Genomic DNA, 14,053 nt, shown 5'->3' with positions numbered 1-14,053 from the left:
CATATGACTGTGACACCCGCGAAAGAACTGCTCGCCTACGCAGAATCCGCCTGGTCTGGTACCAGGCCCGTGGCCGCCACCGGCAGTGCCGCCTATAAGGAGACCGGCCCGCATCGGGTGGCCGATGGAGTGTGGATGTGGCCGGCTTTCGGCAATGTCCACATTTTCGACACCTCGGAGGGTCTGCTGCTGTTCGATGCGGGGGAGGCCCGTGCCGCGGATGCCCTGTATGCGGCGATTCGGGAACTGACGGATCAGCCCGTGCACACCGTCGTGTACTCCCATGGGCACATCGACCATGTGTGCGGGGTCGAGTTGTTCGACGCCGAGGCCCGGGTCAACGGTACGCGTCCGCCGCGGGTGGTGGCCCAACAGAATGTGGCCCACCGGTTCCGCCGTTATGAACGCACGGCCGGTTACAACACTCGGGTCAACCGGCGGCAGTTCGGTTCCCCGGAACATGCCTTCCCCGATCACTTCCGGGCGCCGGACCTGGAGTATGCGGACTTCTTGAGCCTGCGGTTGGGGGACCTGGAGATGCAGTTGCATCATCGGCGGGGTGAGACCGACGATGCGACGATCGGGTGGGCACCACAGCAGAAGATCCTGCTGACCGGTGACTTCTTCATCTGGGCCGCGCCCAATCCCGGCAATCCGCAGAAGGTGCAGCGTTATGCCTGGGAGTGGGCGGGGGCGCTGGAGTGGATGGCAGGGTTGGGCGCGGAGGTCCTGTTGCCGGGTCATGGGGCGCCGATCTTCGGGGCCGAGCGGATCCGGCAGGCGCTGACGGATACCGCCGAATACCTGTCCCATTTGGTCGATCACACGGTGGACGGGATGAATGCGGGGGCGGACCTGGAGACGATCGCGGGTTCCTTTGCCGTGCCGGAACATCTGCGTGAGAAGCGGTACTTGCAGCCCAGTTACGACGAACCGGAGTTCATTGTGCGCAATGTCTGGCGGCTCTACGGGGGTTGGTGGGATGGGGACCCGGCCCGGCTCAAACCGGCTCCGCGGGCCGAACTGGCCGCCGAGGTCGCGGCCCTGTCCGGCGGACCTCAGGCCCTGGCCGACCGGGCAGTTGCCCTGTTGGAGGCCGGTGAGCACCGCTTGGCCGCGCAGTTCGCGCAGCTGGCGGGTGACTCCTCGGGCGAGGTGAGCCGCGCCGTCGACGAGGCGCGCCTCACGGTGTTCACGGAACTCGTGGCCGCCGCGACCTCGACCATGTCCAAGGGCGTCTACCGCTGGGCCGCCGCCGAATCCCTGGCCCGCCTGGACGGGGTGGACGTCTTCACCGCCGTGGCCACCCTCAAGGCGCGGGAGTAAGCATGGGAGGAGGATCATCCGGCAAGCCGCGTTGTGCCGATACCCCCTGGTCTATAAGATCAACCTGACAACTGTCGTGTGAATCACAGATGAGGGGTGGCCCGCATGATCCGACTCGACGATATCGACGTCACATTCCCCAAACCGGGGGACGCGAACGAACAGGTGCATGCCCTGGCCGATCTGAACCTGGAGATCGCCGATCGGGAGTTCGTCTGCCTGCTCGGCCCCAGCGGTTGCGGGAAGTCCACCGCACTGAACCTCATCGCGGGCTTCACCAGTCCCACCTCGGGCACCGTCACCGTCGACGGTGACGCGGTCACGGCCCCCGGTCCGGACCGCGGGGTGGTGTTCCAGGAGGCCACCATCTTCCCGTGGCTCAGCGTCAGGGAGAACGTGGCCTTCGGCCCGAAGCTGGGACGCGGGGCCGACAGGTCCGGCCTGCACGACAAGGTAGACGAACTGCTGGAACGGGTGGGCCTGGCGGGCTTCGGCGACCACCTGCCCAGCGAGCTCTCCGGCGGGATGCGCCAGCGCGTGGGCCTGGCCCGTGTGCTCATCAACGATCCGCCCACCCTGCTGATGGACGAGCCCTTCGGCGCGCTGGACGCACAGACCCGCATCACCATGCAGGAACTGCTGCTGGAGTTGTGGGAGCGCAACCGCAAGACCGTCCTGTTCGTCACCCACGATATCGACGAGGCCCTCATCCTGGGCGACCGGGTGGTCGTGATGACGGCCCGCCCCGGCAGCATCCGCAGCATCATCGAGGTGGACCTGCCGCGCCCGCGCAGCTACGACATGATCACGGATCCGGAATACGTGGCCCTGCGCCAGCGGCTGTTCGAGGAACTGCGGCAGGAGGCCCAGCGCGCCGATGAGCTCATGGGCGTGACCCACGGGGGTGAGCACTGATGGCCGCGACCCGCAGCATCGTGCCGCGCAACTGGATCGCCCGGCTGGTCATCGCCGTCGTCCTGCTGGGCCTGGTCGTCGCCGGCGGCCGTGTCTACGGAGCGGCATCGGGGGCAGCCGGTGAGAACCGGATCCGCCTGGGCTGGGTGTCCTCTGCCACCTGGGGTCCCTGGCGCACCCTGGACAAGGAACTCCCCGATGGCATCGACGTCGAATACGTCCAGTTCAAGAGCTCCAATGATGTGCTCACAGCACTGTCCAACGGCTCCCTGGACATGTCGCCGGTGGGCTACAACAACGTCGCCTCCCTGCTGACATCGGCCAAGCCCCGTCTCAAGTTCGTCAGCGGGATCTCCTCGCGCGGCTCGGTGTTCTTGGCCCGCAAGGGCTCCGGGATCGAGGACTGGGACGACCTCAAGGGCAAGAAGATCGGCGGGGTGCGCGGCTCGACCCAGTACGTCAATATGACCGCGGCGATGAAGGCACGCGGGATCGACGTCGACAAGGACACTACCTTCGTCAATATGCAGGCTTTCCCGGATATGAACCTGGCCCTGCAACGCGGCGACGTGGACGCCATCACCACCTTCCCGCCTCTGTCCGGCGAGGTCCTGGCGGCCGGCTACGGCTCCACGGTGCCCACGATCCAGAAGTCCCTCTATGAGGGGTCCTTCGAGGTCAGCAGCGGAATCGCGGCGACCGATTCCTTCCTGGAGAAGGATCGGGACAAGGCCAAGACCGTGGTCGAGGCCTATATGAAACGGCTGGACGAGCTGCAATCAGATCCGCAGAAGTGGCAGGACGACTTCGCCACCACCTCGGGCGGAACCGGTGCCGGAATCGCCGATGCCCTCAAGGAGGGTCACTTCAAGGGCGTCTACGAGATGCCCAGTGAGGACATTCTGCGGGTGCCCAAGGTGCTGACGACCATGGGCATCATCGACAAGGACACCAGTGGCGACCTGTTGGGCTACCTGGACTATTCGCTGCTCGAGGAGATCACCGGGAAACCGGCTGACCAACTGGGCAAGACGGACTGAGGAGGGCGTCATGGCATCTGCGAAGAAGACACAGACGAAGAACACGCTGGCGAAGAAACAGTCCGCTTCCACCGCCATCACCGGCAAGGTACGGCCCGGGCGGTCCCGGCTGGCCGGCAACCTGAGCGCGGTGGGCCTGGGCCTGATCATCCCGGTGATCATCGCGATCGTCTGGGAGGTCGCCGGGCGGATGCACTGGATCGCCAACGGCCTGTTCCCGCCGTTGAGCCTGTGCGTGGCGGCCCTGGCCGACTGGGTCTTCGGACTCCACCTGTTCGGCGATCAGTTCAACCCCTCGACCGTGTACTCGGCCTCCTGGCTGGTGCACGTGGGGGCATCCGTGGGCCGCGTGCTCATCGGCTTCCTGATCGGCACGCTGCTGGCGATCGCCTTCGGCGTGATCGCAGGCGTCAGCCTGCACGGGCGCCGGATGATCGACCCGACGATCAACGCGATCCGGCCGATCTCCGTGACCGGCTGGGTGCCCCTGGCGCTCATCATCTTCGGCATCGGCGACAAGCCCGCGGTGTTCTTAACGGCCCTGGCGACCTTCTTCCCCGTCTACGTCAACACCCTGGCCGGGGTGTCCCGGGTTGACACGGGGCTGGTGCGTGCGGGGCGGATGTTGGGCGCCAAGCCGGCTGAGCTCATCATGAAGATCGTGCTGCCCGCGGCCTCGCCCAGTATCGTCACGGGCCTGCGAGTGGCCACCGGCATCGCCTGGACCACCGTGGTCGTCGCGGAGATCCTGGGTGCGAAGTCCGGCGTGGGCTATGTGCTCATCGATTCCTACAACCAGTTCCGCTTCGACTATGTGATCGCCGCGATGGCCACCCTGGGCCTGTGCGGCTACGTCACCGACCGGCTGCTGCAGTGGGTCTTCGCCGACGCTCTGCGCTGGTCGGATAAGTAATGACGCGATGAATGCGCTGGGCGCTTCAGTGCCCTGACCGGGATTCAGAAGGGTGGGACGTCGGTGTCGTCGGCATCGGTGCCCGTGTCTGTGGCGTAGGACCCGTGGGTGCCCCATGGCGTGCCAGAACCCGGTGGGTCAGCGCTCGGCGAGGTCGTGTCCTGTGAACCTGATATCCCTGGCGGGTCGGGCGGGTCGGATTCCGTCTTCCAGTCCGGTGGGGAGAAATCCTCCGGCACCCACACCGGCGGCAAACCCGCAGCGTTCCGCGCGGCACTCACATCAACCAGGGCAGCCGTGAACCGGGAATGGAATAAGGGTCGCTGCTCGATATCGACATGCCGGGGTGGAATCCACGCCGGCAAACCGGCGATCAGTTCAGCCCTCCACCCATGCTGGTCATGCCACGTATGGTGGAACCTGCACGCCAACGTCAGATTCGACACCGTCGTCGGACCACCCGAGGACCACGGGATCATATGGTGGGCATCGCACCACCCCACCGGCATATCACATCCCGGGAACGTACACCCCCGATCCCTGGCGGCGATAAGTTCAACCTGCCGGCGGGTAGCAAACCTGCCCGCACTCCTGACCGTGACTTCCCGAGTACCCGGCTGATTGGCCTGGAAATACACGAGAGCACCCGGAGACAAGGCTTCCAGATCCTGCAACCCGATCGGACCGGCAGTGGATTCGACCTCCGCCTTGCCCTGCGCGTACTCTTCGGCAGTCGCGGTGACGATCAAAGCCATACCCGCACCCTGCGGACCCGAGGCCGCTGCCCGATCGATCAGTGTGGCGAACATGTCATGCCGCCGGGCTCCATCGGGCCGCTCCCGATACCCAAACGGATGCGCAGCCTTCGCACTAGGATGTCCATCCGCGGTTACCGCATTCGATGGCAGATCACCGGGCGGCAGGTCATCGGATGCTTCGTCGGCTGCGGCGGAGTCACCGCTCGTGTCCTGTTCGGGTTTCTGCCGGTTCGTCAACAAACCATGCAACTTCCCACCCGTCACCGGATCCAACAAACCCGTCAAACTCCACGCACCATTACGCCTGGGTGTCACCGTCACATGGAACTCATCAACCAACGGCGGAACCTCGGCGAAACGCCCATCAGGATCCAGGTAGGCTCGAATCCGAGAACCCAGGACACGAATCTGGGCCACATCAACACTCGGCACCGTGTCCACCAACAACCGTTCGGCCGTGGCGTGGTGGACGTGCCGGACCGGGCGGGGGATCTTCTCGATCTCCCGGATCACCGCCTGCGCCTGATCCACCGACAGGCCACCACCAGCCAACGCGTGGGCAACATCAGGGTAGACCGGTTCCAGCCGGGCACCCGTGAGAGACCGGCCCGCCCCGATCGCGCGTGCGAACCGCACCCGCCGCCGGGCGGTCGCCCCATCGATCTTCAACAGGCGAGTCAACAGGGCTGGAAGAGTCTTCGCACCATAATCGGCCGTGGACACCTCGTGTTCGGCACGCGCCACCACGACGGCCTCCGTCGAGGCGGTCACCCGGGATAAGTATTCGATTCCCTTGAGCATCAGGAGCAGGTCGGAAGCGTCGAGGCTGGGATCCGTGCCAACACCGGCACCCAGACCAGCGAGTGACTCACTGGCGTGGACGAGTTCCGGAGCAATCTCCTGCAGACGCTCCCAATCCTCGGGGGTCAACAAGGGATCGGCCGGGCGGGCGAAGACCTCGGTGTTCTTGTCGTCATCGGGGGAACCCGCGCGTGGGAGGGTGGAATCGATGGTCATGACCTCTTCCCTCCTCCCGTATCCCAACCGAAACGCCGGCCGGACTGGCTACACACGTGTGTGCTTGATGAATGTCGGGGAAGACGAGTCGTGAAACCGAAGGGACTTCAGTGTCCGGATCGGGTTTCCTGACCTACCTCAAGTGTAGCCCAGGCCACTAAGGAAGGGAAGGGTTTAATCGAAACTGGTTTCCGATGTTTGTCTCATTGAATCGTATGACTGGCACCGCTCAGCCCTCCGTGGCCTCCCGCAAATCCGCCTCCGTGAATTCCATGACCGTGGCGAAGGCGCCCAGCGGTACCACCGAGTGCAACAGCCGGTCGGGATAGACGTGGACCAGGTTGTAGCTCTGCCCGCCGTCGACCCCGTTGGCATAGGGGAAGACCACCTGCAGGTCCTCGGTATAGCAGGTCGCAGCGGCCACGGACACGGGAATCGATCCGGCGAAGGTCGAGGTCGTGGCATAGTGCAGGTGCCCGGCCAGCACTGCGCGCACATCGGTGCCCGCCACCACCCGTTCCAGCCCGGCGATATCGTGCAGTTCGATCGAGGCTCCCACGCCCAGGGGGCTGGGCAGGGGCGGATGGTGCATGGCCAGTACGGTGCCCTCGGGGGCCGGCTCGGCTAGAACACTCGCCAGCCAGTCCAGTTGGGCCGCGGACAACTCCCCGTAGTCCTCGCCGGGCACCGAGGTGTCCAGGGCGACGAGGCGCAGCCCGCCGAGCATATGCACGCGGTCCAGGGGTGCCTCGGTGCCGGGTAGATCGAGAAGTCCGCGGCGCAGGGCCGAACGGGAATCGTGGTTGCCCATCAGCCACAGCACCTGCGCCCCGAGCGATTGCGCCACTGGTTCGACCAGGGAGCGCAGTCGGGCATAGGCGGCGGGTTCCCCGGCATCGGTCAGGTCCCCGGTGAACAGCAGGACATCGGGTGAGATCGAGGAGCGTTGGACCCGTGCGAGTAGCCCGGCCAGGTTCGCCAGCGGGTCGATGCGACCCAGTAATGGCCCGGCTGCGGTGATGTGGGTATCGGAGATGTGCAGGATCGTGTGATCCGGCGGACCGAACTGGCCGGTGAGGAACTCGGCGCGGGTAGGGTTGAGCATCCCCTAACTATGCCCTATAGTTGCGATCCGTAGGGCAAGAATCTTAGACCTCCTACCAGTGGTCGGATGCTGCCCTTTTTTCAACCCTCATCCTCATTCCTTGTCCGGCCCTGTGGAGGTCCACGACAAGGAGGTCACACTATGGCGGTTGTCATCCGCGGAGTCGGCGACGTTGCCGACTACATCGATGCGCGCCCCGGGATCCGGGGACGCGCCGGCATCATCTGGTGGTTGCTGCTGGGCGGTCTATTCCTAGAGGCCCTGGCCAATTCGGCGATGAGCGCGGGCCTGAGCCCCATGACCAAGGACCTGAGCCTGTCCGCGGGCCAGGTCGCCCTGCTGACATCGCTGTCCTCATGGGTCGCGCTGCTGTTCAACCCGATCGGCGGCGCCGTCGCCGATCGGATTGGCCGCGTCCCCCCGCTGATCGCAGCGAAGATCTTCGCTGTTCTCGGCTCGGTCCTGGCCTTCACCGCCGCCGGTGTGTTCCAGGTCGCGGTGGGCCGCGTCTTCGTCGGCATGGCCTATGGCATCGACTTCGCCATTGCGATGGCGATGCTCGCCGAGTTCACCCCCAAGCGCTTCGCCGCACGCCTGAACACCTGGCAGGGCATCTGGTACACCGCGGTGTCGCTGAACCTGGTGCTGGCGATCATCTTCTACCAGGTGGGCACCGGTGACTCCATCTGGCGCTACCTGCTGGCCGTGTGTGGCCTGGTCTCCCTGGTGCTGCTGGTCCTGCAGTGGAAGTTCCTCGTCGAATCGCCCACCTGGCAGGCCCGCCGCGGCAAACTGGCCGGAGCAGCCAAGTCGATGTCGAAGGCCTACGGCGAAGAATTCGTCGCGGGCGAGGTCGCCCCGGAAGAACAGGGCGCACCCGTGGCCAGCAAGGGCCTGAAGAATCTGGCACTGATCTTCCGCGGCACCTACTTACCGCGCACCATCCTGGCCGCCACCGTGCAGCTGGTCCAGTCCATTCAGTACTTCGGCGTCGGCTGGTACCTGCCGATCATCGCCGTCGCCCTGTTCGGCAGCGACTTCGTGTTCAACTCCGTCGGCTCCCTGGTGTTCAACGTCTTCGGTATCATCGGTGGCTTCGCCTCGGCCTGGCTGTCGACCAAGATCGGCCAGCGCATCGCCTCGAAGTGGGGCTTCCTGATCGTCTTCGTCATCCTGGTGATCTTCGGCTTCGCCTATGACAAGCTGCCGATGTGGCTGGGCTTCGTGCTGCCATCGCTGTTCATCTTCGCCCACTCGATCGGCCCGGCCGCCAACGGCAAGTCCCTGTCGTCCCTGTCGTTCCGCTCCGAGGTCCGCGCCACCGCCAATGGCTTCATCGGTGCGATCGGCGCCCTGGGTGCGGCCCTGGGCCTGTTGGTCTTCCCGCTGCTGAAGGAATCGCTGGGCCTCGGTCCCACCTTCCTCATCGTCGCGGTCTTCCCGCTGGCCGCCTTCATCATCTGCGCCGTCATCAAGTGGGAGCCGACGCGGGCTGCGACGAACGTGGACGAGGAAACGGACGCTCCGCAGTTCGCTGCATGAGCTAGGAGGTAAGAGCGTGTCCAACAACCCGACCCAGCGCGGCATCCTCGCCATCGACGAGGGTACGACCGGCACCCGCGCGGCCATTGTCACCGAATCCGGCGACATCCCCTACATCTCCTACCGGCAGCTGGAAACACACAATCCGGCTCCCGGCGTCGTCGAGCAGTCGTTCGAACTGTTGTGGGACGTCACCCTGGAGGTGCTGCGGGACGCCCATGCGCGCGCCCGCGACCTGGGGATCGAGCCGGTGGCGGTATCCGTGGCCACCCAGCGGGCCACCTCGGGTCTGTGGGATGCGGCCACGGGCCAGCCCTATGGGCACGCGATGGTCTGGCAGGACACCCGCTACGCCGCGAAGCTGGCGGAATACGCCGGGGACTGGGATGCGGAACTGCGCAGGACGACCGGCCGGCCCGCCGGGGTGCGATCGCCGTACCTGTGGGCGGCCGAGCGTCTGCCCGAACCCGAGGTGGCCCGCGCCCTGGAGCGTGGCACCCTGCGGTTCGGGACGGTCGACACCTGGCTGACCTGGAAGCTCACCGGCGGGCGGACCCACATCACGACGCCCACCAATCTGGCCGCCTGCGGCGGCTACGATCTGAGCCGTGATGCGTACTTAGGCGACTGGATCGCTGCCCTTGGCTTCCCCGTCGAGCTGCTGCCGGAGATCACGGACGACGGGGCGACCGAGCTGGGCCGCCTCGACCCGGAGATCTTGGGGACCGAACTGCCGATCCGCGCAGTGATGGGCGACCAACACGGCGCGATCCTGGGCCTGGGCTGCTTCGACGCCGGACAATCCACCTGTATTCACGGCACGGGCAGCTTCATCGATCAGATCCTGGCGAGCCGCGCCGCACTCGACGTCACCGTGCCCCAGGCCGTGACCGGCACGGTGGGCTGGCGGGCCGGAGCCACGGTGCCGGCGGTGGAGAACTTCACCGCCGCCACCGGGTCAGCGCTGAACTGGCTGTGCCGCGAGATGCGGATGTTCGTCGACCCCCTGGAGATCACCGAACTGGCCTCCCGGGAGACCCTGTGGACGGGGACTGCGCCCCGCTTCGTGCCCGCGCTCACGGGTATCCGGCTGCCGGTGATCGACACTCGGGTGCGCGCCTCGATTTCCGGAATGGACCTGTCCACGACCCGTGGCGAGGTAGCCGTCGGCATGCTCGAGGGGATCGCGCAGTGCGTGGCCCAGTCGGTCGACGCGAACGTCGCGGTGGCAGGAGTGCGGCCCGACCGGCTGTGCGTGGGAGGGGGACTGAGCCAGTCCGATCCGCTCGTGCAGATGCAGGCCGACCTGACCGGGGTGCCGATGCTGCGCTATCCGGACACGGACAAGGCCACTCTGCGCGGGGCGTCCTTCCTGGCCGGGGTGGGCCTGTTCTGGGATTCCCTGCCGGACGCTGCGGCCACCATGGGCCGTCCCCAGGTCTTCACGCCGCAGCTGACGGTGGCCCAGCGGATCGAGCGCACGGATTCCTGGCGGGCCTTCGTGGACCGCCAGCGCGCGGCCCTGGACGCAGCCTGATGCCCCATAATTTTCCACAAGCCGTCTATGCAGGTTCTAAGTAGTTCACAGGAACAGTAAGGAGACTCGGATGGTTTCGCTTCCGGGAAGAAAAGTCAACGATGCGCGCGCGAAGATGGTGCTGGAGAACCCCCTGGGCTTCAGCCGGCGCGAAATGCTCGACGAACTGGAATCGAGCGTCTACGACGTGGTCATCGTCGGCGGTGGCATCACGGGCAGCTATGCGGCCCTGGACGCTGCCTCCCGCGGTTTCAAGGTCGCGCTGATCGAGAAGGACGACTTCGCCTCCGGCACCTCGTCGAAGTCCTCGAAGATGGTCCACGGCGGCCTGCGCTACATCGAACAGGGGAACCTGCCGCTGGTGCGCCACTCCCTGCTGGAACGTCAGCGCCTGCGCAACAATGCCCCGCACCTGATCCAGCGCCTGCCCTTCCTGTTCCCCGTGCTCACCGACAACGGTGTGTTCGATCCGCGCCTGGCAGCCGGCTTCGAGGCCCTGCTGTGGACCTACGACCTGGCCGGCGGCTGGCGCGAGGGCGTGCTGCACCAGAAGCTGGCGCCCAATGAGGTGCTCTCCCACTGCCCGACCTTCAAGGCCGAACGCCTGAAGTACGGCTTCATGTACTATGACGCGCGCGTCGACGACGCCCGCCTGACCCTGACCGTGGCGCGCACCGCCGCCTACTTCGGCGCGACCGTGCTCAACCACGCGAAGGTGACCGACATCCGCCGCGACAATGGCAAGATCTCCGGAGTCGAGGTCGAAACCTCCGAGGGCCGCAGTGTCAGCGTGCGCTCCAAGTCCGTGGTGATGGCCACCGGGTCCTGGCTGCGCGACTGGCACGGCGCCCACCCGGATGCCGATGTGCCCCCGATCCGCCCGGCCAAGGGCGTGCACATCGCGGTGCCGTGGTCCAAGATCCGCAATGACTGCACCGTGACGATCCCAGTGCCCGGCCGCTCCCGCCGCGCCACCATCACCCGCTGGGGAGATATCGCGCTGCTGGGCACGACCGACGACGACTACCAGGGCGATCTGGACAACGTCTACTGCACCGCCGATGAGCGTGACTTCCTGATCTCGGGCACCCGCACGGCCCTGAACACGGACCTGGACGCCGACGATGTGCTCGGCTCCATCGCCGGTACCCGCCCGCTGACCGCCACTCCCGGCGGGAAGTCCGTGGACGTCAAGCGCAACCACGAGATCCGCATCGACGCCGACGGCCTGGTCACCGTGGTCGGCGGCAAGCTGACCACCAGCCGCCACATGGCCGAACAGACCATCGACGCCGTGGCCCGGGTGCTGGGCTCCAAGGCGCGCACCCGCACCGTCAAACAGCCGCTGCTGGGCGGGGCCGGCTACGATGCGCAGTCCACCACCGCCACCGGCGGCCTGGTCGCCCACCTGGGCGAGCGCTACGGCAACGAGAGCCACTTCGTCGCCGACATCATCGAGCACGAGGCCGGCGCCTCGGCCCCGCTGGTCGAGGGCCTGCCGTACCGCACCGGCGAGGCGGTCTACGCGATCCGCCGCGAGATGGCCACGACGATTTCCGATGTGCTCGATCGCCGGATGCGCGCCCGCCTACACGCCCGCGACGCCTCGGCCGCGGCAGCCCCCGCGGTGGCCGATCTGCTGGTTGCCGAGGGTGTGACCGACCGCGCCGGAGCCGATGCGCAGCTGGCCGACTACCTGACCGGGATCGAAGCCGAGAAGACCGCCCTGAACACCTACGTCAACGACAAGGAATATGCCTGATGCTCAGCAAGGAAGCCCTCAAACGCAAGTACAACCGCGGCGACTACACCGTGGGCGCGCACACCGTGCCCAAGTTCGCCCGTGAAGCCGCCCCCGAGGCCACCACGGCCCGGTTCCAGACCTCGGCCCTGCCCGCCGGGTTCGTCGAGAACCTGGCCGGCCTGGCAGGCGTGACCGAGGTCGTCACCGAGGCCGCTGCTGTCACCGCCGGAGTGCGCGACTGGTGGGCCGGCACGATGATCGCCGAAACCGATCACCGCGGCCAGTACCCCGACACCGTCATCGTCAAGGTTTCCTCCGTGGAGGGAATCCAGGCCGTGCTGGCCGCGGCGAACGAGGCCGGCGTGCCCGTGACCGCCTCGGCCGCCCGCTCCAATGTCACCGGTTCGGCCCTGCCGGCCGCCGGCGGCGTGGTGCTCGACGTGCTGGCCCTGGACCAGGTGCTGGACTTCGACGAGGAGAGCCAGATCATCACGGTCCAGCCGGGCATCTTCGGCGACATCTTCGAGCAGTGGCTGCAGGACCGCGGGTTCACCGCGGGCAACTGGCCCTCCTCCTTCGGCATCTCCACGGTGGGCGGCTGGGTCGCCTGCCGCGGCGCCGGACAGCTGTCCACCCGCTACGGCAAGATCGAGGACATGGTCGTGGGTCTGGACGTCGTGCTGGCCGACGGCACCCTGGTGTCCACCGGTGGCAGCCCGCGCGCAGCCGTCGGCCCCGACCTGAACCAGGTGTTCACCGGCTCCGAGGGCACTCTGGGCGTCATCACCTCGGTCAGCCTGCGGGTGCACCGCCTGCCCGATTACACGAAGGCCCTGGCCTTCGGATTCCCGAGCTTCGCCGCCGGGCTGGACGCCTGCCGCGAGATCCTGCAGCGCGGGGCCAACCCCGCCGTGCTGCGCCTGTACGACGAACTGGAATCCGGCGTGCAATTCGGCCACGGGGAGACCAACGTCCTGCTCATCGCCGATGAGGGCAACCCCATCATCATCGACGCGGTCATGGCCGTTGTCGCGGATGTGTGCAAGGACGCCGTGGTGCTCGACCAGGACGCGATCCTGGAGACCTGGCTGGACACCCGCTACCTGACCGGCAAGTCCGCCGAGGGCTTCAAGGCCAGCGCCGGCTTCGTCGCCGACACCCTGGAAATGGTGGCGCCCTGGTCGAAGCTGCCGGGCATCTACGAGCGCGTGGTCGCCGCGATCAACGCGGTGCCCGGCACCAATGCGGGTTCGGCCCACCAGTCGCACGCCTACGTCGATGGGGCCTGCCTGTACTTCTCGCTGCGCGGCACCGTCGAACCCGATGAGCGCCAGGCCTGGTACGACCAGGTGTGGCAGGCCGTCAACAGCGTGCTGATCGAGGAGAACGCCTCGATCAGCCACCACCACGGCTGTGGGCTGCTGCGCTCGCCCTATGTCGCGGATTCGCTGGGCACCGGCTTCACCGTGCTGTCCGATCTGAAGAAGGCCCTGGATCCCAAGGGGATTCTGAACCCGGGTAAGTTGGGGCTCTGAGTAGAGTCCTGCACAGTCGAGGGTAGGCGGATAGGGGTGGGCACGATGGCCCTGGAACAGATCCTGCACGACAATCCGGTGATCGGCACGCTGTTCGGCGAGGCCGGCCTGGAGGAGTTCTGTGCGGGACCCACGCGTTTCAGTTTCGTCGCGAACCTGCCCCTGTCCCGCCTCGACCACGTGTTCTCACGCCTGGCCGAGGCCCCGACGTTACCGCTGCTCAACGTCGATTCCGTGGCGGGGCTGACCGCCAACGCCGACGGTCTCGACTATCTCAAGGGCGTCGGCGTGCCCGGCATCGTGTCCACACACTCCCAGGCAGTGGCCCGGGCCGCGGGGATGGGGATGCTGGCCGTGCAGAAGGTCTTCGTGACCGACCGGTCGAACCTGAAGAGGGCCGCGGCGACGGTGAAGGCCAGCCATGCGCATTTCGTTCAGCTCATGCCGTGGCCGGTCGTGCCGTTCGTGGACCGGGAGTTCTTGGCACAGCTGGGGCCGTTCATCGTGGCGGGCTTCGTGCGCACCGAGGACGATATCCGCCGGGCCTTCGACTTGGGCGCCCTGGCGGTGTCGACCAGCCAGAGTGAGCTGTGGGATTTCAAACTGTAACGAGGAGAATGC

General features: G+C 66.6%; 11 protein-coding genes. 9 read left to right on the top strand and 2 right to left on the bottom strand.

Annotated features, from left to right (window positions below):
* Positions 1-3: 3 nt before the first annotated feature.
* From NQ036_RS02415 to NQ036_RS02400, 4 genes are all read left to right on the top strand, one after another.
* Complete coding sequence (locus tag NQ036_RS02415; protein WP_257048106.1) at positions 4-1,326, top strand: alkyl sulfatase dimerization domain-containing protein; 1,323 nt, start codon at positions 4-6, stop codon at positions 1,324-1,326.
* A 105-nt stretch (positions 1,327-1,431) separates the two neighbouring features.
* On the top strand, positions 1,432-2,241 hold the full coding sequence (locus tag NQ036_RS02410) for an ABC transporter ATP-binding protein (RefSeq protein ID WP_257048108.1): 810 nt from the start codon (positions 1,432-1,434) through the stop codon (positions 2,239-2,241).
* Entirely contained in the window at positions 2,241-3,281 is a 1,041-nt protein-coding gene (locus NQ036_RS02405; RefSeq protein WP_257048109.1) for an ABC transporter substrate-binding protein, read from the top strand. Before NQ036_RS02410 ends, NQ036_RS02405 begins: the two co-directional genes overlap by 1 nt.
* A 10-nt stretch (positions 3,282-3,291) precedes the next feature.
* The gene (locus tag NQ036_RS02400) at positions 3,292-4,194 is read left to right on the top strand and encodes an ABC transporter permease (RefSeq protein ID WP_257048111.1); all 903 of its coding nucleotides are present in this window, start codon (positions 3,292-3,294) and stop codon (positions 4,192-4,194) included.
* A 44-nt stretch (positions 4,195-4,238) separates the two neighbouring features.
* Here the strand turns inward: NQ036_RS02400 and NQ036_RS02395 are convergent, their stop codons facing one another.
* Both NQ036_RS02395 and NQ036_RS02390 read right to left on the bottom strand, forming a co-directional pair.
* Positions 4,239-5,969 carry an HNH endonuclease signature motif containing protein gene (locus NQ036_RS02395; protein ID WP_257048112.1) on the bottom strand — a complete coding sequence of 577 codons (1,731 nt, stop codon included), beginning with the start codon at positions 5,967-5,969 and terminating at the stop codon, positions 4,239-4,241.
* A 229-nt stretch (positions 5,970-6,198) separates the two neighbouring features.
* The gene (locus NQ036_RS02390) at positions 6,199-7,074 is read right to left on the bottom strand and encodes a phosphodiesterase (protein ID WP_257048113.1); all 876 of its coding nucleotides are present in this window, start codon (positions 7,072-7,074) and stop codon (positions 6,199-6,201) included.
* A 141-nt stretch (positions 7,075-7,215) separates the two neighbouring features.
* On the opposite strand from NQ036_RS02390, the gene NQ036_RS02385 reads away from it, so the two are divergent.
* The 5 genes from NQ036_RS02385 to NQ036_RS02365 all read left to right on the top strand — a co-directional run bounded on the left by NQ036_RS02385 (position 7,216) and on the right by NQ036_RS02365 (position 14,041).
* Positions 7,216-8,616 carry a sugar porter family MFS transporter gene (locus NQ036_RS02385; protein ID WP_257048115.1) on the top strand — a complete coding sequence of 467 codons (1,401 nt, stop codon included), beginning with the start codon at positions 7,216-7,218 and terminating at the stop codon, positions 8,614-8,616.
* 16 nt (positions 8,617-8,632) lie between these two features.
* On the top strand, positions 8,633-10,153 hold the full coding sequence (locus NQ036_RS02380) for an FGGY family carbohydrate kinase (protein ID WP_257056961.1): 1,521 nt from the start codon (positions 8,633-8,635) through the stop codon (positions 10,151-10,153).
* 70 nt (positions 10,154-10,223) lie between these two features.
* On the top strand, positions 10,224-11,915 hold the full coding sequence (locus NQ036_RS02375) for a glycerol-3-phosphate dehydrogenase/oxidase (RefSeq protein ID WP_257056960.1): 1,692 nt from the start codon (positions 10,224-10,226) through the stop codon (positions 11,913-11,915).
* Positions 11,915-13,432, top strand: coding sequence for an FAD-binding oxidoreductase (locus tag NQ036_RS02370; RefSeq protein WP_257056959.1), 1,518 nt, complete (start codon positions 11,915-11,917; stop codon positions 13,430-13,432). Before NQ036_RS02375 ends, NQ036_RS02370 begins: the two co-directional genes overlap by 1 nt.
* A gap of 45 nt (positions 13,433-13,477) precedes the next feature.
* Positions 13,478-14,041 (top strand): glycerol-3-phosphate responsive antiterminator, encoded by a 564-nt coding sequence (locus tag NQ036_RS02365; protein ID WP_257056958.1) that lies wholly within the window; start codon positions 13,478-13,480, stop codon positions 14,039-14,041.
* The last annotated feature ends 12 nt before the right edge of the window (positions 14,042-14,053 follow it).

The organism is Brevibacterium sp. 91QC2O2 (assembly GCF_024580695.1).
In the GTDB taxonomy this organism is placed as follows: Bacteria; Actinomycetota; Actinomycetes; order Actinomycetales; family Brevibacteriaceae; genus Brevibacterium; species Brevibacterium moorei.
Note: the sequence above shows the minus strand (reverse complement) of the source record. Positions and strands in the feature narration are given on the sequence as shown.

Coding starts and splice junctions, on each gene's coding strand:
- NQ036_RS02415 (WP_257048106.1), top strand. CDS start 4: ATGACTGTGACACCCGCGAAAGAACTGCTCGCCTACGCAGAATCCGCC.
- NQ036_RS02410 (WP_257048108.1), top strand. CDS start 1,432: ATGATCCGACTCGACGATATCGACGTCACATTCCCCAAACCGGGGGAC.
- NQ036_RS02405 (WP_257048109.1), top strand. CDS start 2,241: ATGGCCGCGACCCGCAGCATCGTGCCGCGCAACTGGATCGCCCGGCTG.
- NQ036_RS02400 (WP_257048111.1), top strand. CDS start 3,292: ATGGCATCTGCGAAGAAGACACAGACGAAGAACACGCTGGCGAAGAAA.
- NQ036_RS02395 (WP_257048112.1), bottom strand. CDS start 5,969: ATGACCATCGATTCCACCCTCCCACGCGCGGGTTCCCCCGATGACGAC.
- NQ036_RS02390 (WP_257048113.1), bottom strand. CDS start 7,074: ATGCTCAACCCTACCCGCGCCGAGTTCCTCACCGGCCAGTTCGGTCCG.
- NQ036_RS02385 (WP_257048115.1), top strand. CDS start 7,216: ATGGCGGTTGTCATCCGCGGAGTCGGCGACGTTGCCGACTACATCGAT.
- NQ036_RS02375 (WP_257056960.1), top strand. CDS start 10,224: ATGGTTTCGCTTCCGGGAAGAAAAGTCAACGATGCGCGCGCGAAGATG.
- NQ036_RS02370 (WP_257056959.1), top strand. CDS start 11,915: ATGCTCAGCAAGGAAGCCCTCAAACGCAAGTACAACCGCGGCGACTAC.
- NQ036_RS02365 (WP_257056958.1), top strand. CDS start 13,478: ATGGCCCTGGAACAGATCCTGCACGACAATCCGGTGATCGGCACGCTG.